The organism is Streptomyces sp. NPDC048659, from assembly GCF_040650575.1.
GTDB lineage: Bacteria > Actinomycetota > Actinomycetes > Streptomycetales > Streptomycetaceae > Streptomyces.
The window spans coordinates 47107-70516 of sequence record NZ_JBEZHM010000006.1; the positions used below are offsets into that span (position 1 = coordinate 47107).

The window sequence follows — 23410 nt, forward strand, 5'->3', positions numbered from 1 at the left end:
CCCACTGGCCCCGCTAGCCCCGGAGGCTCCCTCCCCCATGCGCCGCCGCATCCCCGCCGCGCTCGCCGTGCTCCTCGTCCTCGCGCTGGTCTGCGCCTCGCTCCTGGTCGGCGGCTACGACATCGACGTCCCCGCCCTCCTCACCGACCCGGCCGCCCGGAACATGTTCCTCATCTCCCGGGTCCCGCGCACCCTCGCGCTGGTCTTCGCCGCCGCGGCCATGGCCGTATCCGGTCTGATCATGCAGATGCTCGTCCAGAACCGTTTCGTCGAGCCGACGACCACGGGGACCAGCGAGTGGGCGGCCCTGGGCGTGCTGCTGCTCACGATCGGCGCGCCCGCCGCCCCGCCGCTCGTGAGGATGAGCGTCGCGAGTCTCTTCGCCCTCGCCGGGTCGATGGCCTTCCTGGCCGTGCTCGGGCGGGTCGCGCTCAGGTCGCAGGTCATCGTCCCCATCGTGGGCATCATGCTCGGTGCCGTCGTCGGCGCCGTCACGCTCTACGTCGCCGCCCGCACCGATCTGCTCCAGATGCTGGCGACCTGGCGTTCCGGGGGCTTCAGCTCCGTCGTCCGCGGCGGTTACGAACCGATCTGGGTCGTCGCGGGCATCGTCGCCGTGCTGTACGTGGCGGCCGACCGCTTCACCCTCGCGGGGCTGGGCCGCGACACGGCCACCGGCCTCGGACTGCCCTACCGGCGCACCCTGTTCACCGGGCTCGCCCTGGTCTCGCTGGCGACCGGCGTGACCGCCGTGGTGGTGGGCTTCCTGCCCTTCCTCGGGCTGATCGTGCCCAACATGGTCTCCCTCGTCCGGGGCGACGACGTCAGGAAGAACCTCTTCTGGGTGGTGCTCGGCAGCGTGGCGCTGCTGATCGTCTGCGACCTGATCGGCCGCCTGGTGATCTTCCCCATGGAGATCCCGGTCTCCGTGGTGCTCGGGGTCGTCGGAGCGGCGGTCTTCGTGGCGATGACCCTGCGACAGCACGGGAGGGCACGTGTCTGAGAACGCCTCGCCGACGAGTTCCGTCCGGCTCTGGACGGTCGCCGGGCTGGCCGCCGTCGCGGTCGCCGCCTTCCTCCTCCTCTTCGTGGAGGGGGACCTGGCCTTCGCGCTCGACCGGCGGCTGACCCTGCTCGGCGCGATGACGGTCGCGGCGTTCGCCCACGCGGTGGGCACCGTGGTCTTCCAGACCGTCACCGGGAACCGGATCCTCACCCCGTCGATCATGGGCTTCGACTCGGTCTACACGCTGACGCAGACCCTGATGGTCTTCGTCCTCGGCGGCAGCGCGCTCGCCGCGACCGACGGGCTGCCCAAGCTGCTCGCCCAGACCCTGCTGATGGTCGCCTTCACGACCCTGCTCTTCGGCCGGCTCTTCTCCCGGGGCGGCAACCTGCACGTCCTGCTCCTCGTCGGCGTGGTCCTCGGCCTCGCCTTCGGCAGCCTCTCCGTCTTCCTCCAGCGGATGCTCTCCACCGCCGAGTTCGACGTGCTCTCCGCCCGGCTCTTCATGCGGCTCAGCACCGTGGAGGCCACGCATCTGCCGCTGGCGGCCCTGGTCTGCCTGGGCGCCGGCGGCGTCATCTGGGCCCGCCGCCACCACCTGGACACCCTGCTCCTGGGCCGGGAGGCGGCCACCGGGCTGGGTGTCGCCCACCGCCGCGAGCTGCTGACGATGCTGGGCCTGGTGTCCGTGCTGGTCGCGATGTCCACCGCGCTGGCGGGGCCGATGACCTTCTTCGGGTTCGTCGTGGCGACGCTCGCCTACCGGGTGGCGGGCACCCACCGGCACGCCGTCGTCCTGCCGATGGCCTTCCTGCTCGGCCTTCTCACCCTGGTGACCGGCCAGTTCATCATGGAACACGTCTTCTACGCCGCGGGGATGCTCACCGTGGTGATCGAGTTCCTCGGCGGCGCCGTCTTCCTCGTCCACCTGCTCCGGAAGGGCGCCCTGTGATCGAGTTCACCGGCCTCACCAAGACGTACGGGGACACCGTGGTCCTCGGCCCCCTCTCGGGGAGCATCCCCAAGGGCGGGTTCACCTCGCTCATCGGCCCCAACGGGGCGGGGAAGTCGACGCTGCTCACCCTGATCGGCCGGCTCGCCGAGCCCACCGCCGGGCGCGTGACGGTGGACGGGCTGGACGTGCACCGCGCCAGGACCCGCGACGTGGCCCGCGTCCTGTCCGTGCTGCGGCAGGAGAACCATTTCACCGCCCGGGTGACGGTGCGGGAGCTCGTCGCCTTCGGCCGCTTCCCCCACTCGCGGGGCCGCCCGACCGCCGCCGACCAGGCGCACATCGACGACGCCCTGGACTTCCTGGACCTCGGCGACCTGCGGCACCGCTTCCTCGACCAGCTCTCCGGCGGCCAGCGGCAGCGCGCCTACGTCGCCATGGTGATCGCCCAGGACACCGACTACGTCCTGCTGGACGAGCCGCTGAACAACCTCGACCTGAAGCACTCGGTCCGGATGATGTCCCAGCTGCGCAGGGCCACGGACGAGCTGGGCAAGACCGTCGTCATGGTGGTGCACGACATCAACTTCGCCGCCGCCTACTCCGACCGCATCCTGGCGCTGCGCGACGGCCGCGTCGCCGCCGCCGGGACGGTGGCCGAGATGATGCGGGCCGAGGTGCTCAGCGAGGTCTACGACACTCCCGTACGGGTCCATGACGTGGACGGGCGCCGGACGGCCGTCTACTACGCGTGACGGCCGCCGACGGCCCCAGGCGACCCCCGGCTAGGAACGCCGGGCCGCCGCGGCCTCGGACTCCGTGCGCTGCGCGGGCACCGGCACGCCCTCCCGCGCGTCCGCCGCCGCCCGGCACTCCGGGGGCTCGATGCTGATGCGGGGCAGCCGGCGGTCGAGCCAGCGGGGCAGCCACCAGTTGGCGCCGCCGAGCATGTGCATGAGGGCGGGGACGAGGAGGGTGCGCAGGACGAAGGCGTCGAGGGCGACGGCGGCGGCGAGGGCGATGCCGAACATCGCGATCACGCGGTCGCCGGAGAGGACGAAGGCGAGGAAGACGGAGATCATGATGACCGCCGCGGAGTTGATCACGCGGCTGGTCTCCGCGAGGCCGACGCGGACCGCGCGCCGGTTGTCGCCGGTCTCCAGCCACTCCTCGTACATCCGGCTGACCAGGAAGACCTGGTAGTCCATGGAGAGTCCGAAGAGGACCGAGACCATGATCACGGGGAGGAAGGGCTCGATCGGTCCGGCGCTGCCGAGGCCGAGGAGTTCGCTGCCCCAGCCCCACTGGAAGATCGCCACGACGACGCCGAAGGCGGAGGCGACGGCGGCCACGTTCATGGCGGCGGCCTTGAGCGGGATGCCGATGGAGCGGAAGGCGAGCAGCAGGAGCACGCAGCCCAGCGCGATGACGACGCCGACGAAGAGCGGCAGCTTGCCGACGATGATCTCCGCGAAGTCGTCGTACGAGGCGGTGACGCCGCCGACGTGGACCTGGAGCGAGGTGCCGTCGGAGGCGGCCGGGAGGACGTCGTCGCGGAGCCGGTCGACGAGCTCGCTGGTGGCCTTCGACTGGGGCGAGGACTCGGGTACGACGGTGAGCACGGCGGTGTCGCCGGAGCCGTTGTAGGTGACCGGGGAGACCGAGGCGACGCCCTTGGTGTGGGCGAGGGCGGCGGGCAGCTCGTTCATGGCGACCTTGGCCTCGGCGCCGTCGAGCGAGGCGACCAGGGTCAGCGGCCCGTTGACACCCGGCCCGAAGCCGTCGGCGAGCAGGTCGTACGCCTGCCGGGTGGTCGCGGAGGCCGGGTTGTTGCCCTGGTCGGAGGTGCCGAGGTGGAGCGAGAGGGTCGGCAGCGCGAGGGCGAGCATGACGACGGCGGCGACCCCGCCGAGCAGCTTGGGGTGCCGCTCGACGAAGGCGGACCAGCGGGCGGCGAAGCCGGTGGGCAGCTCGGGCTGCGGGCCGTGCTCGGCGAGCCGGCGGCGCTCCTTGCGGCTGAGCGCGCGCATCCCGATGAGGGAGAGCAGCGCGGGCAGCAGGGTGACGGAGGCGGCGACCGTGAGGACGACGGTGAGGGAGGCGGCGATGGCGACGCCGTTGAGGAAGCTGAGCCGCAGGATCAGCATCCCGAGCAGGGCGATGCAGACGGTGGCGCCCGCGAAGACGACGGCGCGGCCGGTGGTGGCGACGGCGATCCGGGCCGCCTCGGGCACGGGCAGGCCGCGTTTGAGGCCCTTGCGGTGCCGGGTGACGATGAAGAGCGCGTAGTCGATGCCGACGCCGAGGCCGATGAGCATCCCGAGCATCGGGGCGAAGTCGGCGACCGTCATGAGGTGCCCGAGGAGCACGATGCCGGAGTAGGCGATGCCGACGCTGACGAGGGCGGTCGCGATGGGCAGCAGGGAGGCGGCGAGCGAGCCGAAGGCGACGAAGAGGACGACGGCGGCGACGACCACGCCGACGGCCTCCGCGATGTGCCCGCCGGGGGCCTCGGTGAGGGCGACGGCGCTGCCGCCGAGGGCGACCCGTACGTCGTCGGTCGCGGCGCCCCGGGCGGTGTCCACCAGGGCCTCGGCCTGGCCGACCGGGATGTCGGTGGCCGCCGCGTCGAAGGCGACGGTGGCGTAGGCGGTGCGCCCGTCCTCGCTGATCTGGCCCCGGTCGGGGCCGTACGGGGAGGTGACGGAGGCGATGCCGGGGAGGTCGGCGACCTTGTCGAGCATGGCGGTCATCCGCCGCTCGACGCCCTCGGCGCGGACGCTGCCCCGGTCGGTGTGCCAGACGATGGTGTCGGTGTCGCCGCCCGCGCCGTGGAAGCCCTGTTCGAGCAGGGCGGTGGCGCGGCCGAACTCGGTGCCGGGGACCTCGTAGTCGTTGGAGTACGCGTTGCCGGCGATCGCCGCGCCGGTCGCGGCGCCCCCGAGGGCGAGCAGCCAGATCAGGACGGCGACGAGGCGGTGCTTGATGCACCACCGTGCGATGGCTGCCAACGGACGCGCTCCCTGGGTGGATCGGTACTGGCCCCACTGTTACAGCCAAACGTGATCGTTTGCCCGTTTCGTGGCGATCCTCACAGGGGGTCCGGAGGGGGTCGGGACGGAGGTCCCGGCCCCCTGGGGACGGGCTACCCGGAGACGCTGGGCCGCCCGTTCTCGATGTGGCCCATCAGCCGCCGCCGGAAGCCTTCGGGGCCGGTGACCTCGATGTCGTACCAGCCGTGGGCGTCGGCGGCGGAGTGCACGACGGTACGGCTCCGGCCGGGCTTCACGGTGACCGTGCGGGTCCAGTCCCGCAGGTCCCGCTCGTCGACGTAGCCGAGCGGGCGCACGGTGAAGGCGACGGCGGTCCGGGACTCGTTGCGCAGGGTGAGGTGGAGGTCGCGGTCGTGGTGGTCGACGCGCGAGGCGAGCTGGGCGCCCCCGGCGGCGGGGCCCTCGAACTCGCGGCGGAAGCCGTTGGGCCCGGTCACGGTGAAGCGGTAGCGGTCCCGGGTGAGGGGGACGGTCCACTCGGCCGCGCCCCGCACGTCCCGGTGCTGCGGGACGGCGAACTCGCCCGCGTACGGGTAGAGCGCGAGGTGCGCGCTCGACCGGCCGGTGTTGCGCAGCGCCAGCGTGACGGCGCCGTCGCCGACCGTGGCGGAGGCGTCCGGCTGGTAGGGCAGCGGGCGGGCCGGGCGGGTGCCGGGCTCCTGGACGGGCATGGTCTGCACGGCGGGCGGCTGGGGGCGCCAGCGGCCGGTGAAGGGCGGGATGGCGCCGGGGCGCTCGACGGGCGGCTGCCGCCGGGTGCGCTTGAAGTCGAAGGCGGAGGTGAGGTCGCCGGTGACGGCGCGGCGCCAGGGGGTGATGTTGGGCTCGCGGATGCCGGTGAGGCGCTCCAGGAAGCGGATCACGGAGGTGTGGTCGAAGGTCTCGGAGCAGACGTAGCCGCCGACGGTCCAGGGGGAAACGACGAGCAGCGGGACCCGGATGCCGAGGCCGGTGGGCTGGCCCTTGTAGCGCTCGGCGTCCCCGGCGGGGTCGTCGGCGGCGGGGACCGGCGGGGGCACGTGGTCGAAGAAGCCGTCGTTCTCGTCGTAGTTGATCAGCACGACGGTGTGCCGCCAGACGTCCGGGTGGGCGCCGAGGGCGTCGAGGACCTTGTAGACGAGGGAGGCGGAGGCGACCGGGGAGGAGGCGCCGGGGTGCTCGGAGTCGACGGCGGAGGGCACCAGGTAGGAGACCTCGGGGAGGGTCCCGGCGGCGACGTCGGCGCGGAAGGCGTCGGCGAGGGTGCCGGTCTCGACCCGGCGCAGCCCGCGCTCGAAGAGGGAGCGCTCGGCGCGGGTGAGGGTGGCGACGCCCCGCTCCAGGAGCCCGAGGAGCCTGGCCCGCTCGGCGAGGTCGTCGGTGTCGCGGACGGCGGCGTAGAAGGACTCCATGAAGGTGTGCCCGCCGGTGGGCGCGAGCGCCTTGCGGGCGATCTTCTTGAAGCTGGTGAAGAACTCGATGTTGTTGTCGGTGAAGTTCTCCCACTCGGTGTACGTCTTCCAGCTCCGCCCGGCGGCTTCGAGCCGCTCGGCGTAGGTGGACCAGCCGTAGCCGGGGTGGGTGCCCTCCGCGTAGGCGGCGTTGGTGACGGCGCGGCTGCCGTCGGCCTCGAATCCGGTCCAGCCGGACCACAGATGGTTGCGGTTGGGGCTGGTGGAGGTGTGGATGGAGGAGTGGTAGGCGTCGCAGATGGTGAAGGTGTCCGCGAGCTCGTAGTGCAGCGGGATGTCCCGCCGGTCGTAGTACGCCATGGTGGCGGCGGTCTTGGCGGTGACCCAGCCGTCCATCCAGCCGCCCCGCCACGCCTTCGCGCCGCCGCTCCAGGAGTGGTCGAGGTCGCCTATGTACTGGAGGTCCTTCTGCTGCGTCGCGGCGGCGCCGCGCACCGGGAAGGGCAGCACGGTCCGTCCGGCGGCGGGCTGCTCGAAGACCGGCGTGCCGCCGGGCAGTTCGATGGCGTTGCGGTCGCCGAAGCCGCGGACGCCGCGCAGGGTGCCGAAGTAGTGGTCGAAGGAACGGTTCTCCTGCATGAGGATCACCACGTGCTTCACCGCCGAGAGCCCGCCCGAGGCCGGCTCGGCGGCCATCGCGGCCTGGAGCGACGGCGGCAGCAGCGATCCGGCGGCGGCCACCCCGAGGGCGCCGCCGCCCAGGGCGAACAGCCTCCTGCGGGACAGCTCGGGGTTCGTCTCCGTGGACTCCGTGGACAAGGACCGACCTCCAGTCGCGGACCTGACACCCAATGGTTCGTCGTTGAGCCATTGGCCTGGTACGTCAGGGACGCTAATGAGACCGGGTGTCCGTGAGAAGACCCCGTGGGGGCGCGGCGGTGAACGCCCGAGGGAACACCGCCGCGCCGAGGTGGCCTGATCAGGCCCGTATCAGGCCCGTATCAGGCCCGTATCAGCTCCGCTGCCACCGCTGGTTGGGGGCGCCGTTGCCGTACCAGAGGGCGACCGAGCTGCCGGGGGCCGTGGCCTCGCCGGAGACGTCGATGTTGAAGCCGTTCATCTGGTTGGTGACCGTGCCGTCGCCGTTGAAGGTCCACTTCTGGTTGGCGCCGCCGTTGCAGTACCAGATGATCAGCCCGCGCCCGCCGTGGTCGGCGTCCAGGCACATGGTGCCGTAGACCCGCAGCTCCTTCTCCGGCGTGTACGCCCACTGCTGGTTGGGCGAGCCGGCCGTGCACCACCAGATGATCAGCGAGCTGCCGGCCTCCTTGGAGGCGCCGGGCACGTCGAGGCAGTGTCCGGAGCCGACGCCCCGCAGGACGCCGTTCTGGACGGCCGGGCGGCCGGTGCCGAACCAGGCCCAGGCGAGCCGGTCGGCGGCGGACTGGTTGGTGGTGCGCAGGGTGAGGTCGGTGCCGGTGCCCTGGAGTTCGGTGAGGCTGTACCAGTCGCCGTTGCGCAGACCGGGCCAGTAGACCGAGCCCATGCCGAGCTCGCGCAGGGTGTCGGTGTCGCCCTGGAGGTACGCGATCTCGTTCGAACCGTTGACCGGGCCGTTGTAGTCGAGCCCGCTGGCGAGGTTTGAACCGAACTCGGTCAGGACCGTGCGGGAGGCGCAGCCGCCGACCTTGGTGCGCAGGTCGGCCGCCCACTGGGCGCGGTCGGTCCAGTCGCCGTGCCAGAAGCCGTAGTGGTGCAGCGAGAGGTGGGTGCCGGCGAGGCGGGAGTCGGCGCAGACCGGGCGCACGTCCTCGCTGTAGCCGGTGCCGCCGACGAAGACCCGCTCGCGGGAGATGTTGCGGCCGTGGGTGCCGAGCCAGCCGGCGGCGACGTCGGTCCACTGCGCGGCCGTGTAGCCGAACGGCTCGTTCATCGGCTCGAAGTAGACCTGCTGGGAGTCCCCGTACTTGGCGAGGATCGTCGTCCACATCGCGTCGTAGGACGCCTGGTCGTCGATCTTCCCGTCCTTGGCGCCCGGGGCCTCCCAGTAGCCGAGGAGGACCTTGACGCCCTTGTGGAGGGCGGCGTCGATGGCCCCGGTGTACGACTGCCAGTACGGGCCGTTCACGGTGGCCGGGTTGACCGGCAGCCGGACCGTGTTGACGCCGAACTTGCTCTGGAACTGCCCGACGATCGCCGCCGACTTGGCGTACGTGGCGGAGAAGTCGTCGGTCTTCGAGAGGCCCGAGAGGACCAGCTCGTCTCTCGCGTAATTGTCGCGCGGGTCGGCCCAGTTGACACCCTGGAACCGGCCGCTGTCCGTGGCCGCGGCGGCCTCGGTCGCCAGCGGCCCGGCCTGGAGCCCTATGAGTGACAGGCAGCCCGCGGCCAGGAAGGCCAGGGCTCTGCGTGAGGTGGATGAGACGGACAAGGCGTTCCCCCGTGGGTTTCGAGTGAAGATCGTTTGAGGATCCTCGCGATCGTATCGACCGTATCGGGACCACGCCCCGAGCTCGGGGCCCCACGCATCACCCGGACATCACCCGAACTCGCACCAGACGATCTTCCCGGGGTCCCGCTCCCCCACCCCCCACCGGTCCGCGAGCGCCTCGACGAGCAGCAGCCCGCGCCCGGACTCGCCCTCGGGGGTGCGGACGACGGCGGGCGTGCCGTCGCCGCTGTCGTGGACCTCGATCCGGAGCGGGCCGGGGCGCTCCAGGTAGAGGTGGAGGCGGTAGCCGCGGCCGGGCGGGACGCCGTGCCGGAGGGCGTTGGTGGCGAGTTCGCTCACGCACACCAGTACGTCTTCCGCGCGGGCGTCCACTCCCCAGTCGGCCAGCGCCTTGCGGACGAAGTCGCGGGCGAGGGGCACGGAACGGTGCTCGCGGCGGTAGAAGACCTCGCGGAACAGGGGAAGTTCGTCGTTCATGGCGATCAAGGTGGCGTTTCGCGCCCCACGCGCCCCAGCGATCCGACCCGTACAAATTCTTTGTACGGGTTCCGGATGCGTCGGGCGGGCGTTGCTCGGGGAAACCACGCCTCATGACACGCGCGACGAATCCCAGGAAGAAGGTGCCCGCATGGGTGGCGACGGGCGCCTTGGTGGCGCATTACCGGAAACAAGCGGGGATGACCCAGCCCCAGTTGGCCACCGAGGCGTGTGTGGCCCTGGAGACGCTCGGGTCGATCGAGCAGGGGCGGCGGGCACTGCGCCTGGTGCTGGCGGGTGAGTTCGACGGCATCCTGAACACCGGCGGGGCGCTCACCGTGCTGGTGGAGAAGGCGCCGAAGAAGGAGCGCTTCCCGGCGTTCGTGCAGGAGTTCATCGAGCTGGAGGCACAGGCCCTGAGCCTGAGCTGGTACGAGAACGGTGTCGTCCCTGGACTGCTCCAGACGCCCGACTACGCCCGCGCGGTCTTCGACTGCCTGTACCCGCCGATCACTCCGCAGGAGGCGGAGGACCGGATGCTCGACCGGCTGGACCGGCAGCGGATCTTCGAGCAGAAGCCGTGGCCGCCGATGATGTCCTTCCTGCTGGACGAGGCCATCCTGGAACGTCCCATCGGCGGACGAGAGGTGCTGCGCGACCAGATCCGGCATCTGCGCGCGCTGGCCGAACTCCCCTTCCTGGCACTCCAGATCATCCCCAAGGCGCGTATGAAGCACGCGGGGCTCAACGGGCCCATGGTGCTCATCGAAACCCCCGGTCACGAACACGTGGCCTACATCGAAGGCCAGCGGGTGAGCTTCCTCATCGATGATCCCGACGAGGTCGGCATCCTCCAGGCCAAATATGGAATGCTGCGATCGCAGGCCCTGACACCCGAAGACACCATGGGCCTGCTGGATCGTCTGGCAGGAGAGACATGAGCACAGCAGCACTGTCGTGGTTCAAGTCCAGCTACAGCGGCGATGAGGGCGGCGCTTGCCTCGAAGTCGCCTACGAATGGCGCAAGTCCAGCTACAGCGGCAGCGAGGGCGGCGCGTGCGTCGAGGTGGCCGCCCACCCCGCCGCCGTACACGTCCGGGACTCCAAGCAGGGCGACACCGGCCCCGTCTTCACCGTCTCCCCCACCGCCTGGTCGGGCTTCCTGGCCGAGGTCGCCGTCTAGCAGCGCACGGACGCGACGGCGGCCGCCGAACAGGTGCCGTGCCCGCCGTCGCGTCGGGGTTGCCCGTTCACCCACCGCACGGTGCCCTGGAGGGCGTTGTTCCCGGTCGGCTCCGCCGACTAGACAGGGAGGAACGCACCCGTACCACGCCCTTCAGGGGGATTTTCATGCACGCCAAGGACGCACCGAAGCCGTCGACCGCGACGAGGGCGGAGGCGGGCGCCCGTCGTGACAGGCCGCGCGGCGACGCGGTCACCCCCGCTGCCGGTGTCGGCGGTGCCCTGTCCCCGCAGACGGTCCTCGCCCTCCAGCGCACGATCGGCAACGCCGCCGTCTCCCGGCTGGTCGAGGAGTCCCGGCACCAGCACGGCGCGGGCTGCGGCCACGCGCAGGGCCCGGAGGCCGCGCCCGCTCCCGTACAGCGCTCGGCCGTGCACGGCGTCCTGAGCGGCGCCGGGAGGCCGCTCGACGACGGCACTCGCGCCGACATGGAGTCCAGGCTGGGCGCCGACTTCTCCGACGTGCGCGTGCACGACGACAGCGCGGCCCGCGCGTCCGCCGCCGAGATCGGCGCCCGCGCGTACACCTCCGGCAGCCACATCGTCATCGGCGACGGGGGCGGCGACCGCCACACCCTCGCGCACGAGCTGACCCACGTCATCCAGCAGCGCCAGGGCCCGGTCGCCGGCACGGACAACGGCTCCGGCCTGCGGGTCTCCGACCCCTCGGACCGCTTCGAGCGCGAGGCCGAGGCGAACGCCCGGCGCGCGCTGTCGGGCCCGGCGGTGGCTTCGGAACAGGCCGCCGCGCCGCCGGTCCAGCGCGCGGCCGGGGGCACGCGGCCACCTGTCGTCCAGCGGGCGCTGACGGATCAGCAACCGGCGGCGCAGGAGCCGGTGGCTCCGGCCACACCGGCGTACGGAACCGAGGTCAGCACCCCGGCGGAGGCGGCCTCCCACGGCCTGACGGCCGACAACACCCTCGTCGTGAACGCGAGCCACTCCGGCGACATGTACCACGTCCGGGCCGCGATGCTCCTCGACGAGAACCTCAAACTCCTCATGTACGGCCTGCTGGACCCCTTCGACGAAGAGGCCGACGTGCATCGGATCACCGGCTCCGTGCGCACCAGGCTGATGACGGAAGAGATAAGGCCGCGTGAGGAGCGAACGGCGGCGTTCAAGGCCACCAAGATGCGGTTCCAGCGAGAATCCGGCACCCGGATGCCTCCGCCGGAGATCACCGAACCGAGGGCCATCAAGCAATGGCGCAAGGGCCAGGTGGACGCCGCCATCGCCGTGGAGCAGGCCCGGCTGGACGACCACGAGACCGCCCTTGAGGAGAGGATCGCCGCCACTACCACCAGGGACATCACCAACGAGCGGGAGAACCGCCCCCGCGCCATCCGCGCCGTCGACCGCAAGGCCCTCCACATGTACCAGCTCCATGAGGACCTGGGGCCCGGCCGGGTCTTCTTCACCAAGAAGTCCGGGGACAGCCTCGGGCTCGCGCACGGCGGCGGGGAGAACCTGTCCACCAACAAGTTCAGGGACGGGATGCCGAGGCTGGGCGCCGCGGACCACGAGGAGCGGACGCAGGACTTCCACGACAGGTACGCGGCTCCCGACGAGAACACCAGGCGGGCGTTCGACGAGGCGCACGCGAAGACCGGTCACCCGCTGAACAGGTTCAGGCCGGGCGTCCGGTACGTCATCGTGAACTACCGGGACAGCGGCCACACCGGGGAGGGGAACGCCCCCGCGCTCGACACCGGGCGGAGCGGTCTGGCGGACCTCCAGGACATGATCAGCAATCACCCCGCCCTCGGGGGCGCGGTGCCCGTACTCATCGGCGACATTCCGGAAGCGCTCCTCCCCGCCGACGCACCGCACCTGCACAAGTACTGGCTGTGGGAGGGGATGACGGGCCGCCGCTCCGAACTGGCGCTGCTGCACTACCTCAAGGAGAACTTCACGATCCTCGGCGCGGTCGGGATGCGCAGCGGCGTCACCGACCAGTTCGCGTTCGCGGGGATCAAGACCCTCTCGATCGACATCTCCCCGAACCAGGCCAGGCCCCGCCCCGGCCAGGCGGTGGACGACGAGACGGACGTGGAGAAGTACCCGTCCAAGGGCTGGGAGCGCGGCGGCAAACTGGAGGCGATCCTCGGCCCGCTCTACGGCCGCGCCTTCCTCAAGCAGGCCAGGGACCGCGACCAGGAAGTCACCGACGGCAACTGGGAGGGCCCCTTCGGCGAGGAGGACAAGGCGCTGCTCCGCGACGCGATCACGTTCTTCTTCGCCGAGGCGGGCGACAACCACGCGACGGCCGAAAACTTCCGGCACTCCTCCCATCCGCTGCACCAGGCCAGCATCGCCGAACTCGACGCGAGCCAGACACTGGGCGACGCGAAGAAGGCGGTGATCCACGCGAGGATCGCGGCGGCCCAGCAGATGTAGGGCGTCGGCTCCGATGCCCGAAACGCCGGCGGAGCCGAGCCCTACAGGAACCGCAGCTCGCGCAGGGCCCGTTGCGTGTCCTCGCACCACATCCGGTACGAGGGCACCTGCGCGAGCACGGCGAGATCCGTACGGCGGACCAGCAGCTCCGCGCCGTCGCGCAGCAGGTCCGGCCCGTCGCTCCCCAGCAGGGCCTTCCAGACCTCCTTGGGCGTCAGCCTGGTGTTGCCGCCCTTGAGCGCGACGCGCTTCTCCACCGCCTGGGGCCCGGAGTACGGGTACGCGGCGAGCTCGCCCACGACCGACTCCAGGGCCTTCCGGTCGGCCAGCATCCACGACTCGGTCATCAGGACGGGCACGAGGGGGACGGACACCCCCGCGCGCGGAGCGTCCTCCCGCCGCCGCTCCAGCTCGGCGACCAGCTTGTGGCGGGCGTCGACGGCGTCCCGATCGCCGTGGACGAAGACGATGTCGCAGTCGGCCGCGAGCTCCTCGGCCGCCGCCAAGACGAGGTCCGGGCGGTCGTTGGAGCGGACCGGGGAGACATCACACGCGAGCACGTCCACCATCTGCCGGGCACCTGCCCGGACGAGTTCGTCGAGCTGTCGCTTGACCAGGCTCCGCAGATAGGGCCCGTCGCTGCCCTCGACGAGAAGCCCCGGCAGCAACGTCCTCATTCCCCAGCCCCGTTCAGCTTCCGCAGCAGCCGCTCCACCCGCTCCGGCGACACGCTCTCCCCCGGCTCCCGCTCCGGATCGAAGGCCCTCAGCGGCCTGGCCACGGTCGCGCGGGAGATCGTCCCGTCGGCCGGATCGACGCGGTCCGCCTGTTCCAGGAAGACGAGGCTGCCGGACAAGTCGTGCCGGAGCGCCGCGAGGAGGGCCGGTGAGTGGGTCGTGGCGATGAGCTGGCGGTACGCCGACGCCTCGGGCCGCACCCCGGTCCCGCGCCGCAGCCGGCGCACCAGCTCGGCGACGTACTCGGGGTTCATCCCGTTCTCGATCTCCTCGACGCACATCCCGCCGGGCCAGGCCGGATCGGCGGCGGCGGCGAGCAGGGCCGCCATGCGCAGCGTGCCGTCCGAGAGGGCGGGCGGAGCCAGCCACCCCGTATTGCTGAAGGACACCTCGAAGTCGTACTCCTGACGGCGCTCGTCGTACACGACCCGTACGTCGTCGACCCCGTCGACGAGAGCGGCGAGGTCGGCGACGAACCGGCGCCAGAGCGGCGGGCGCTCCTCGATCCGCTGGAGCACCTCGGCCAGGTTCCGCCCGTCGGGGGCGAGCCGGCGTTCGACGAAGGCGGGGGACGGCAGGCGCATGGCCGCAGGATCGAGGACGAGGGCTGTCCACGACGCGCACTCACGCGCGGCCAGCAGCCGCAGTTCCGTGCCGGGCTCCTCGAAGAGTGCTTCACTCCTGGCCGACGACCGTACGGACTCCTCGTCCTCCACGGGCAGGGGGCTGCCCAAAGGCCCCTGGAAGGGCACCCACGTGGCGGCATCGTGCGTGGCGAACTCCGCCCGGGCCCGCGCCACGGCACTCCGCTGGTCCTCGTCCAGGCCGATGTCGCCCATCCAGCCGGGCTCGCGCAGGCTGCTGATCCAGACGCCGCTCTTCGCCCCGAGCATCACCCGGCCCGACCCGAGCCGCGCGACGACAAGCCGGATCCGCAGCGGCACCGGCCCGTAGCGGGTAGCCACCAGCGAGCCGACGGTGACGGTCAGCTCCCGCCGCTCCCCGCCCTTGTGCCGTCGGAACAGGTCGACGGGCGCCAGCCGCCGGTCCCCGCGGACCGTCTCCTCGAAGCCGCGGTCCGCCGTTCCGGCGACGAGGCGGAGGGCGTCGAGGAGGTTCGACTTCCCGGCCCCGTTCGCGCCCAGCATGACCAGCGTCGGCGGCACGTCGAGCCGGAAGTCGCGGAACGACTTGAAGCCGTCGATCCGGATCTGGGTGATCATTCTGGGCTCTGCTCCTCGTGTCGCCGTACCTCGGCAGCGTCCCTTCCCACCCTAATGGCGCCGACTCCCCCGGCCACGTGGACGCACGCCGTACGACGAAGGCGGCCCCGCACCGGAGTTCCGGTGCGGGGCCGCCGTCTTGAGCCGTACGGGCGCGAGGGGGATCAGCCCTCGCTGACACCCAGCTTCTCCAGGATCAGGTCCTTGACCTTCGCCGCGTCGGCCTGGCCTCGGGTGGCCTTCATGACCGCGCCGACCAGGGCGCCGACCGCCGCGACCTTGCCGCCGCGGATCTTGTCCGCGATCGCCGCGTTGCCCGCGATGGCCTCGTCCACGGCCGTGCCGAGCGCGCCGTCGTCGGAGACGACCTTCAGGCCGCGCTTCTCGACGACCTCGTCCGGGGTGCCCTCGCCGCCGAGGACGCCCTCGATGACCTGGCGGGCCAGCTTGTCGTTCAGGTCGCCGGCGGCGACCAGGGCCGACACGCGGGCCACGTCCGCCGGGGTGATCGCGAGCTCGTCGAGCGCGACGCCCTGCTCGTTCGCGTTGCGGGCCAGCTCGCCCATCCACCACTTGCGGGCCGACGCCGCGTCGGCGCCCGCCTCGATGGTGGCGACGATCGGCTCGACCGCGCCCGCGTTGAGGATGGCCTGCATGTCCAGCTCGGACACGCCCCACTCCTCGCGCAGCCGGTTGCGGCGCACCCGGGGCAGCTCGGGCAGGGCCGCCCGCAGCTCCTCGACCCAGGCGCGGGCCGGGGCGACCGGGACCAGGTCCGGCTCCGGGAAGTAGCGGTAGTCCTCGGCGTTGTCCTTGATCCGCCCGGAGGTGGTGGAGCCGTCCTCCTCGTGGAAGTGACGGGTCTCCTGGAGGATCGAGCCGCCCGACTGGAGCACGGCCGCGTGCCGCTGGATCTCGAAGCGCGCCGCCCGCTCGACGGAGCGCAGCGAGTTCACGTTCTTCGTCTCCGAGCGCGTACCGAAGGTCTCGGTGCCCTTCGGCATCAGCGACAGGTTGACGTCGCAGCGCATCTGGCCCTTGTCCATGCGCGCCTCGGAGACGCCCAGGGCCTTGATCAGCTCGCGCAGCTCCGCGACGTACGCCTTGGCGACCTCGGGAGCGCGCTCGCCCGCGCCGACGATCGGCTTGGTGACGATCTCGATCAGCGGGATGCCGGCCCGGTTGTAGTCGAGCAGCGAGTGCGAGGCGCCGTGGATGCGGCCGGTCGCGCCGCCGATGTGGGTGGACTTGCCGGTGTCCTCCTCCATGTGGGCGCGCTCGATCTCCACGCGGAAGATCTCGCCGTCCTCCAGCTGCACGTCGAGGTAGCCATTGAAGGCGATGGGCTCGTCGTACTGGGAGGTCTGGAAGTTCTTCGGCATGTCCGGATAGAAGTAGTTCTTCCGGGCGAAGCGGCACCACTCGGCGATCTCGCAGTGCAGCGCGAGACCGATCTTGATGGCGGACTCGACGCCGACCGCGTTGACGACCGGCAGCGCGCCGGGCAGGCCGAGGCAGGTCGGGCAGGTCTGCGTGTTGGCGTCCTGGCCGAGCTCGGTCGAGCAGCCGCAGAACATCTTGGTCTTGGTGCCCAGCTCGACATGGACCTCAAGGCCCATGACGGGGTCGTACGTGGCGAGCGCCGCGTCGTACGACAGCAGTTCAGTGACAGTCACGGTGGAACTTCCCTCTCAGCCCAGCAGGACGTCGTCGTCGCCGAGACGCTTCAGCTCGCGGTACAGGATCGCGAGGCCGGTGACGATGGCGGCGGCGGACACGACGGCGTCGACGAGCTTCAGCGTGTCGTGCTCGGCGCGCGCCTTGCGGACCTGCTTGGCCACGCTGAGCGCGCCGAACGCGGTGGTGCCCATCGACACGTACGTGCCGGTGCGGGACTTCTTGAAGCCCTTGGCCTTCTGCAGTGCACTGGTACTCACAGCGACGGAGCCTCCTCGAGCAGCGGGTGGCCCCACTTTTCCACGAAGGCGGCCTCGACGGCGGCACCGACCTTGTACAGGCGGTCGTCCTTCAGGGCGGGGGCGATGATCTGCAGGCCGACCGGCAGGCCGTCCTCCGGCGCGAGGCCGCAGGGCAGCGACATGGCGGCGTTGCCCGCCAGGTTGGTCGGGATGGTGCACAGGTCCGCGAGGTACATCGCCATCGGGTCGTCGGCGCGCTCGCCGATCGCGAAGGCGGTGGTCGGGGTCGTCGGGGAGACGATCACGTCGACCTGCTCGAAGGCGGCCTCGAACTCGCGGGTGATGAGCGTGCGGACCTTCTGCGCCGAGCCGAACCAGGCGTCGTAGTAGCCCGAGCTCAGCGCGTACGTGCCGAGGATGATGCGGCGCTTCACCTCGGGGCCGAAACCGGCCTCGCGGGTCAGCGCGGTGACGTCCTCGGCGGACCGGGTGCCGTCGTCGCCGGCCCGCAGGCCGTAGCGCAGGCCGTCGAAGCGGGCCAGGTTGGAGGAGCACTCCGACGGGGCGATCAGGTAGTACGCGGAGAGCGCGAGGTCGAAGGTGGGGCAGTCCAGCTCCACGATCTCGGCGCCCAGCGACTTCAGCAGCTCGACGGACTCGTCGAAGCGCTGCACGACGCCGGCCTGGTAGCCCTCGCCGCGGAACTGCTTGACGACGCCGACGCGCATCCCGGCCACCGAGCCGTTGCGGGCCGCCTCGACGACCGGCGGGACCGGGGCGTCGATGGAGGTCGAGTCCAGCGGGTCGTGCCCGGCGATGGCCTCGTGCAGCAGGGCCGCGTCGAGGACCGTGCGCGCGCAGGGGCCGCCCTGGTCGAGCGAGGACGAGAAGGCCACCATGCCGTAGCGGGAGACCGCGCCGTAGGTCGGCTTGACGCCGACCGTGCCGGTGACGGCGGCGGGCTGGCGGATCGAACCGCCGGTGTCCGTGCCGATCGCGAGCGGGGCCTCGTACGCGGCGAGCGCGGCCGAGGAGCCGCCGCCGGAGCCGCCGGGGATCCGGGTGAGGTCCCAGGGGTTGCCGGTCGGGCCGTACGCGCTGTTCTCCGTGGAGGAGCCCATCGCGAACTCGTCCATGTTGGTCTTGCCCAGGATGACCACGTCGGCGGCCTTGAGGCGCTTGACCAGCGTGGCGTCGTAGGGCGGGATCCACCCTTCGAGCATCTTGGAGCCGACCGTGGTCGGGATGCCCTCGGTGGTGAAGATGTCCTTCAGCGCGAGCGGGACGCCGGCCAGCGGGCCCAGCTTCTCGCCCCGGGCGCGCTTCTCGTCGACGGCGCGGGCCTGGGCCAGCGCGCCCTCGCGGTCGACGTGCAGGAAGGCGTGCACCTTCTCGTCGACGGCGTCGATCCGGGCCAGGTGGGCCTCGGCGACCTGGACGGCCGTGAGCTCGCCGGAGGCGATCTTCGCCGCGGTCTCGGCGGCGGTGAGCTTGATGATGATGCTGTTGTCCGTCATGACTTCTTAGTCCTCCCCCAGGATCTGCGGCACCTTGAAACGCTGCTGCTCCTGGGCCGGGGCGCCGGAGAGCGCCTGCGCGGGGGTGAGCGACGGACGGACCTCGTCCGCGCGCATGACGTTGGTCAGCGGCAGCGGGTGGGAGGTCGGCGGTACGTCTTGGTCGGCGACCTCGGAGACGCGGGCGACCGCGCCGATGATGTCGTCGAGCTGGCCGGCGAAGTGATCGAGCTCTTCGTCGGCGAGTTCCAGACGCGCCAGCCGGGCGAGGTGGGCGACCTCCTCGCGCGTGATGCCAGGCATGCGGATCCTCAGGGGTGCTTGATGGTGTTGGCCCAATCCTAGGGGGCCCGCACCGCTGCCCGTGAAACGGTTTGCCCGCGCCGGTCTCCCGGCGCGGGCCACGGGTCACTGCACCACGTGCCCGGAGGGGTGCTCGACGGCCGAGGCGGCCTCCAGGGCGGCGGCGTCCGCCGCGATCTCCGAGGGGCGGCGCCAGCCGCGCTCGCCCCGCGCGCGGAGCCAGGCGGTGGTCTCGCCGGGCGGCATGGCGGCGGCCACCAGCCAGCCCTGGACGGCGTCGCAGCCCAGGTCCCGCAGCCGCTCCCAGGTCTCGTCGTCCTCGACGCCCTCGGCGACGACGAGCAGGCCCAGCGAGTGGGCGAGGTCGACGGTGCAGCGGACGATCTCGGCGTCCTCGTTGTCCACGGCGAGCCGGGCGACGAAGGAGCGGTCGATCTTCAGCTCGCTGACCGGCAGGCGGCGCAGGTGGACGAGGGAGGAGTAGCCCGTGCCGAAGTCGTCGAGGGACATCTTGACGCCGTGGCCGGTGAGCCCGGCCATGGTGTCGGCGGCCCGCTGCGGGTCCTCCAGGAGGACGTGCTCCGTTATCTCCAGCTGGAGCGCGCCCGCCGGGACGCCGTGCCGGGCGAGCCGGGCGGCGACGGCGCCCGCGAAGCCGGGGGTGTGCACGTCACGGGGGCTGACGTTGACCGCGACCGGCACGTTGAGCCCCTGGGCGCGCCAGCGGGCCACCTGGGCCAGGGCGGTCTCCAGGACGTACTCGGTGAGGTGCGGCATCAGGCCGGAGGACTCGGCGATGGCGATGAACTCGTCCGGGGGGACCTTGCCGCGCTCGGGGTGCACCCAGCGGACCAGCGCCTCCAGGCCGGCCACCTGGCCGTCGAAGCGGACCTTGGGCTGGTAGTGCAGCTCGACCTCGCCGGCGTCGAGGGCGCGGCGCAGGTCGCCGAGGAGGCCGAGGCGGTCGGGGGTGTTGGAGTCGCGCTTCGACTCGTACACCTCGACGCCGGTGCGGTCGCGCTTGGCCTGGTACATGGCCACGTCGGCGCGGCGCAGCAGCCCCTCGGCGTCGAGGGCGTGCTCGGGGAAGACGGCGACACCGGCGCTGGCCTCCAGGACCAGGGTGAGGCCGTCGAGGTCGAGCGGCGAGGACAGCTCGGCGACGAGGTGGCGGGCGACCCGCTGGGCGCTGGTGGTGGAGTCGGCGGTGGGCAGCAGGACGGCGAACTCGTCGCCGCCGAGCCGGGCGGCCTCGGCGCCGCGCGGCAGGGCGAGCCGGAGCCGCTCCGCGATCTGGAGGAGCAGCCGGTCGCCCGCGAGGTGCCCGAGGGTGTCGTTGACCGAGCGGAAGCGGTCGAGGTCGATGAGGACGAGCGCGGAGCGCACGCCCTGGCCCTCGGCCTCCTCCAGGGCCGTCCAGGTGCGTTCCAGCAGCCACTGGCGGTTGGGCAGGCCGGTGAGCGGGTCGCGGAGCTGCTCCTCGGCGCGGGCGCGGGCGATCCACAGGGTGGAGTCGAGGGCGATCAGCGGGACGACGAAGAGGGGCAGCAGCGCGGGGTGGGCGACGGCGACGACGCAGATCAGGGGCGCGATGCCGAGCAGGGCGACGGCGACCAGGCCCTGCCGGAGCAGGGCGGTGCGGGCGGCGGTGGGCAGCGAGCCGCCCTGGGGGGCGAGGGCGTACCACAGCAGCAGCCGGGTCACCACGAGGTAGGCGACGGCGGCGAGGACCACTTCCGGTACGTCCGCGATCCCCCAGTCGAGGGGCCGCCAGGGGTTCTCGACGGTCGGGACGTCGCCGAAGGTGGCGAGGACGAGGGCGGCGGCGCAGGCTCCGATGACGTCGACGGCGCCGTGCAGCAGGCCGTGCCGCCAGCGGTGGCGGCGGGCGGCGGCGACGAGCACGACGACGGAGAGCGAGACGAGACAGGCGGGCACCCAGCCGTAGAGCAGCAGGACGGCGAGGGTGAGGGCGGCGCCGGAGCCGGTGCCGCCCCACCAGCGGTCGCGGCCGAGGGCGACCAGATGGCCGACGATGAGGCCGGTGAGGACGGCGAGGGACCAGCCGGCGCCGCCGCCGGGGAAGAGCCCCTGGCCGGTGCTGAGCGTCCGGTACAGCCCTGCGGCGAGCACGACGGCGGCGATGCCCACCAGCACTCCGGGCAGCCCGGAGGTGATGCCCACGAACGCCGCACGGCCCTGGGGCCGTGCGACCGGGGCGGCACTCTCGGTCGGTTTCATTCCCGTCCCTCTCACAGCCGGCGGTGCCGTCGCAACGCGGGGGCCGTCGTCATGCCAGTCGTCATGCCACTGTCAGGCCGCTGGGCCGTCCTGCCGCCGCTCGTCGTACCGCGTGTCCTGCTCCTGCCGCCCGGCAGGGCCCTCGCACGGCCGTGCGCGGCGGACGCACGGTCACCACACTAGGCCGCGGAGGGCTTCTACGGGCAGCGCTCTCCATCTCTTGCCCGAATGCGACCCGGCCACCCGTAACGATCTGGTATGCGCCGAACGGGTGAGCTTTCAGGGGCTGTCGGGGAGCTGTTCGTCTCCCGGGAGCGCCGCCTCCCGCGCCGCGTCGGGACCCTGTTCGAGCAGCACGGCGAAGCCCTCCTCGTTCAGAACCGGAACCTTCAGCTGCATCGCCTTGTCGTACTTCGAGCCCGGGTTGTCACCTACGACGACAAAGGCGGTCTTCTTCGAAACGGAACCCGTCACCTTCGCTCCTCGGGCTTGGAGCGACTCTTTTGCGCCATCCCTGGTGAAGTTCGCCAGGGTGCCCGTCACGACCACCGTCAGGCCGTCCAGCGGACGCGGCCCGGTCTCCTCGCCGGCGCCCTCGTCCTCCAGGCTCACCCCGGCCGCGCGCCACTTGCGCACGATCTCGCGGTGCCACTCCTCGGCGAACCACTGCTTCACCGCCGTCGCGATGATGCCGCCGACCCCGTCGACCGCCGCCAGCTCCTCCTCCGTCGCCTGCTCGATCCGCTCCAGCGAGCGGAACTCGCGGGCCAGCGCCTCGGCCGCGACCGGGCCCACGTGGCGGATCGACAGGCCGTTGATGAAGCGGGCCAGCGGGCGGGTCTTCGCCGCCGCGATGTGCTCCAGCATGGCCAGCGCGTTCTTCTTCGGCTCGCCCTTCTGGTTGGCGAAGACCGTGACGATCTTCTCCTCGCCGGTCTTCGGGTCCCGCTTGGGCAGCCCGCTGTCCGGATCCAGCACATACGCCTTGATCGGCAGCAGCCGCTCGATCGTCAGGTCGAAGAGGTCGCCCTCGTCCGCCAGCGGCGGCTCGGCCGGCTCCAGCGGACGGGTGAGCGCCGCCGCCGCGACCGCCCCGAAGTTCTCGATGTCCAGGCACTGGCGTCCGGCCAGGAAGAACAGCCGCTCCCGGAGCTGGGCGGGGCACGTCCGCGCGTTGGGGCAGCGCAGATCGATGTCCCCCTCCTTCATCGGCTTCAGCGGCGTCCCGCACTCCGGGCACTCGGCCGGCATCACGAACTCCCGCTCGCTGCCGTCCCGCAGGTCCGCCACCGGGCCCAGGATCTCCGGGATCACGTCACCGGCCTTGCGCAGCACGACCGTGTCCCCGATCAGCACGCCCTTGGCCTTCACCACCTCCTGGTTGTGCAGGGTGGCGAACTCGACCTCGGAACCGGCCACCGTCACCGGCTCCACCTGCGCGTACGGCGTGACGCGCCCGGTGCGGCCGACGCCGACCTTGATGTCGATCAGCTTGGTGTTGACCTCCTCCGGCGCGTACTTCCAGGCGATCGCCCAGCGCGGGGCGCGCGCCGTGGAGCCGAGCCGGCCCTGGAGCGGGATCTCGTCCAGCTTGACGACGACCCCGTCGATCTCGTGCTCCACCGAGTGCCGGTTCTCGCCGAAGTACGCGATGAAGTCCCGCACGGCCGCCAGCGAGTCGACCACCCTGTTGTGCCGGGCGGTCGGCAGGCCCCACTCGTGCAGCAGCTCGTACGCGTGCGACAGCTTGTCGATGTCGAAGCCCTCGCGGGCGCCGATGCCGTGCACCACCATGTGCAGCGGGCGGCTCGCCGTCACCTTCGGGTCCTTCTGGCGCAGCGAACCCGCCGCCGCGTTGCGCGGGTTGGCGAAGGGCTTGTCGCCCGCCTCGACCAGGCGCGCGTTCAGCCCCTCGAAGGCGTCCATCGGGAAATAGACCTCGCCCCGGATCTCCACCAGCGCCGGGATCCGGTCCCCGCTCAGCCGCTCCGGGACGTCCGCGATCGTCCGCACGTTCGGCGTGATGTCCTCGCCGGTGCGCCCGTCGCCCCGGGTCGCCGCCCGGGTCAGCCGCCCGTGCTCGTACGTCAGGTTCACGGCGAGGCCGTCCACCTTCAGCTCGCACAGATAGTGGAAGTCGGGCGTGCCGACGTCCCGCGCGACCCGCTCGGCCCAGGCGGACAGCTCCTCGTCGTCGAACGCGTTGTCCAGCGAGAGCATCCGCTCGCGGTGCTCCACGGAGGTGAACTCCGTCTCGTACGCCCCCGCGACCTTCTGCGTCGGCGAGTCCGGCGTGCGCAGCTCCGGATACTCCTCCTCCAGGGCCTCCAGGGACCGCAGCAGCCGGTCGAACTCGGCGTCGCTGACGACCGGCTGGTCCTTCACGTAGTACCGGAAGCGGTGCTCCTCGACCTGCTCCGCCAGCTCGGCGTGCTTCTCCCGCGCCTCCGCGGGGGCCCCCTGCTCGACTGCCACCGTTCCTCGTCCTCCCGATGCC

17 protein-coding genes and 1 pseudogene are annotated in these 23410 nt (G+C 71.9%); 6 read left to right on the plus strand and 12 right to left on the minus strand.

The features are described from left to right. The first annotated feature begins 37 nt into the window (after positions 1 to 37). Genes AB0C99_RS06825 through AB0C99_RS06835 form a run of 3 tightly spaced genes read left to right on the plus strand, consistent with a single transcriptional unit; the run spans position 38 to position 2713 of the window. Complete coding sequence (locus AB0C99_RS06825; RefSeq protein ID WP_362470375.1) at positions 38 to 1003, plus strand: iron chelate uptake ABC transporter family permease subunit; 966 nt, start codon at positions 38 to 40, stop codon at positions 1001 to 1003. Beyond that, positions 996 to 1958 carry an iron chelate uptake ABC transporter family permease subunit gene (locus AB0C99_RS06830; protein ID WP_362470378.1) on the plus strand — a complete coding sequence of 321 codons (963 nt, stop codon included), beginning with the start codon at positions 996 to 998 and terminating at the stop codon, positions 1956 to 1958. The genes AB0C99_RS06825 and AB0C99_RS06830 overlap by 8 nt, the downstream gene beginning before the upstream one ends. Beyond that, on the plus strand, positions 1955 to 2713 hold the full coding sequence (locus tag AB0C99_RS06835; RefSeq protein WP_362470380.1) for an ATP-binding cassette domain-containing protein: 759 nt from the start codon (positions 1955 to 1957) through the stop codon (positions 2711 to 2713). The genes AB0C99_RS06830 and AB0C99_RS06835 overlap by 4 nt, the downstream gene beginning before the upstream one ends. 30 nt (positions 2714 to 2743) lie before the next feature. On the opposite strand, the gene AB0C99_RS06840 is transcribed toward AB0C99_RS06835, so the two are convergent. The 4 genes from AB0C99_RS06840 to AB0C99_RS06855 form a co-directional block, all read right to left on the minus strand. Then, positions 2744 to 4969, minus strand: coding sequence for an MMPL family transporter (locus AB0C99_RS06840; RefSeq protein WP_362470383.1), 2226 nt, complete (start codon positions 4967 to 4969; stop codon positions 2744 to 2746). Positions 4970 to 5103: 134 nt separating this feature from the next. Continuing rightward, on the minus strand, positions 5104 to 7221 hold the full coding sequence (locus AB0C99_RS06845; RefSeq protein WP_362470385.1) for a phosphocholine-specific phospholipase C: 2118 nt from the start codon (positions 7219 to 7221) through the stop codon (positions 5104 to 5106). A 193-nt stretch (positions 7222 to 7414) separates the two neighbouring features. After that, positions 7415 to 8833, minus strand: a complete 1419-nt coding sequence (locus AB0C99_RS06850; RefSeq protein ID WP_362470388.1) for a ricin-type beta-trefoil lectin domain protein — start codon at positions 8831 to 8833, stop codon at positions 7415 to 7417. 108 nt (positions 8834 to 8941) lie between these two features. Then, on the minus strand, positions 8942 to 9331 hold the full coding sequence (locus AB0C99_RS06855; protein ID WP_362470391.1) for an ATP-binding protein: 390 nt from the start codon (positions 9329 to 9331) through the stop codon (positions 8942 to 8944). Between the two features lie 113 nt (positions 9332 to 9444). Between AB0C99_RS06855 and AB0C99_RS06860 the strand changes: the two genes are divergently transcribed. The 3 genes and pseudogenes from AB0C99_RS06860 to AB0C99_RS06870 form a co-directional block, all read left to right on the plus strand. Continuing rightward, entirely contained in the window at positions 9445 to 10272 is an 828-nt protein-coding gene (locus tag AB0C99_RS06860; protein WP_362470394.1) for a Scr1 family TA system antitoxin-like transcriptional regulator, read from the plus strand. Next, positions 10269 to 10514: a DUF397 domain-containing protein gene (locus AB0C99_RS06865; protein ID WP_362470397.1), complete on the plus strand. Its 246-nt coding sequence runs from the start codon at positions 10269 to 10271 to the stop codon at positions 10512 to 10514. The genes AB0C99_RS06860 and AB0C99_RS06865 overlap by 4 nt, the downstream gene beginning before the upstream one ends. Positions 10515 to 10681: 167 nt before the next feature. Then, positions 10682 to 11290: pseudogene (locus AB0C99_RS06870) on the plus strand (DUF4157 domain-containing protein); the annotation flags it as partial. A gap of 1724 nt (positions 11291 to 13014) precedes the next feature. On the opposite strand, the gene AB0C99_RS06875 reads toward AB0C99_RS06870, so the two are convergent. From AB0C99_RS06875 to ligA, 8 genes are all read right to left on the minus strand, one after another. Further along, positions 13015 to 13650, minus strand: coding sequence for a hypothetical protein (locus AB0C99_RS06875; RefSeq protein WP_362470399.1), 636 nt, complete (start codon positions 13648 to 13650; stop codon positions 13015 to 13017). Then, the gene (locus AB0C99_RS06880) at positions 13647 to 14933 is read right to left on the minus strand and encodes an AAA family ATPase (RefSeq protein WP_362470402.1); all 1287 of its coding nucleotides are present in this window, start codon (positions 14931 to 14933) and stop codon (positions 13647 to 13649) included. The genes AB0C99_RS06875 and AB0C99_RS06880 overlap by 4 nt, the downstream gene beginning before the upstream one ends. Before the next feature lie 164 nt (positions 14934 to 15097). Continuing rightward, positions 15098 to 16609, minus strand: a complete 1512-nt coding sequence (gene gatB, locus AB0C99_RS06885; protein ID WP_362470405.1) for an Asp-tRNA(Asn)/Glu-tRNA(Gln) amidotransferase subunit GatB — start codon at positions 16607 to 16609, stop codon at positions 15098 to 15100. Positions 16610 to 16624: 15 nt separating this feature from the next. Next, positions 16625 to 16870 (minus strand): hypothetical protein, encoded by a 246-nt coding sequence (locus tag AB0C99_RS06890; protein WP_362470408.1) that lies wholly within the window; start codon positions 16868 to 16870, stop codon positions 16625 to 16627. Then, entirely contained in the window at positions 16867 to 18369 is a 1503-nt protein-coding gene (gene gatA / locus AB0C99_RS06895; protein WP_362470410.1) for an Asp-tRNA(Asn)/Glu-tRNA(Gln) amidotransferase subunit GatA, read from the minus strand. The genes AB0C99_RS06890 and gatA overlap by 4 nt, the downstream gene beginning before the upstream one ends. 6 nt (positions 18370 to 18375) lie before the next feature. Continuing rightward, the gene (gene gatC, locus AB0C99_RS06900) at positions 18376 to 18672 is read right to left on the minus strand and encodes an Asp-tRNA(Asn)/Glu-tRNA(Gln) amidotransferase subunit GatC (protein ID WP_362470412.1); all 297 of its coding nucleotides are present in this window, start codon (positions 18670 to 18672) and stop codon (positions 18376 to 18378) included. Positions 18673 to 18777: 105 nt separating this feature from the next. Then, positions 18778 to 20913 carry a bifunctional diguanylate cyclase/phosphodiesterase gene (locus AB0C99_RS06905; protein WP_362470415.1) on the minus strand — a complete coding sequence of 712 codons (2136 nt, stop codon included), beginning with the start codon at positions 20911 to 20913 and terminating at the stop codon, positions 18778 to 18780. A gap of 279 nt (positions 20914 to 21192) precedes the next feature. Continuing rightward, complete coding sequence (gene ligA / locus AB0C99_RS06910) at positions 21193 to 23388, minus strand: NAD-dependent DNA ligase LigA (RefSeq protein WP_362470418.1); 2196 nt, start codon at positions 23386 to 23388, stop codon at positions 21193 to 21195. Positions 23389 to 23410 lie beyond the last annotated feature (22 nt).

Coding starts and splice junctions, on each gene's coding strand:
- AB0C99_RS06825 (WP_362470375.1), top strand. CDS start 38: ATGCGCCGCCGCATCCCCGCCGCGCTCGCCGTGCTCCTCGTCCTCGCG.
- AB0C99_RS06855 (WP_362470391.1), bottom strand. CDS start 9,331: ATGAACGACGAACTTCCCCTGTTCCGCGAGGTCTTCTACCGCCGCGAG.
- AB0C99_RS06860 (WP_362470394.1), top strand. CDS start 9,445: ATGACACGCGCGACGAATCCCAGGAAGAAGGTGCCCGCATGGGTGGCG.
- AB0C99_RS06865 (WP_362470397.1), top strand. CDS start 10,269: ATGAGCACAGCAGCACTGTCGTGGTTCAAGTCCAGCTACAGCGGCGAT.
- AB0C99_RS06875 (WP_362470399.1), bottom strand. CDS start 13,650: ATGAGGACGTTGCTGCCGGGGCTTCTCGTCGAGGGCAGCGACGGGCCC.
- AB0C99_RS06880 (WP_362470402.1), bottom strand. CDS start 14,933: ATGATCACCCAGATCCGGATCGACGGCTTCAAGTCGTTCCGCGACTTC.
- gatA (WP_362470410.1), bottom strand. CDS start 18,369: ATGACGGACAACAGCATCATCATCAAGCTCACCGCCGCCGAGACCGCG.
- gatC (WP_362470412.1), bottom strand. CDS start 18,672: ATGCCTGGCATCACGCGCGAGGAGGTCGCCCACCTCGCCCGGCTGGCG.
- AB0C99_RS06905 (WP_362470415.1), bottom strand. CDS start 20,913: ATGAAACCGACCGAGAGTGCCGCCCCGGTCGCACGGCCCCAGGGCCGT.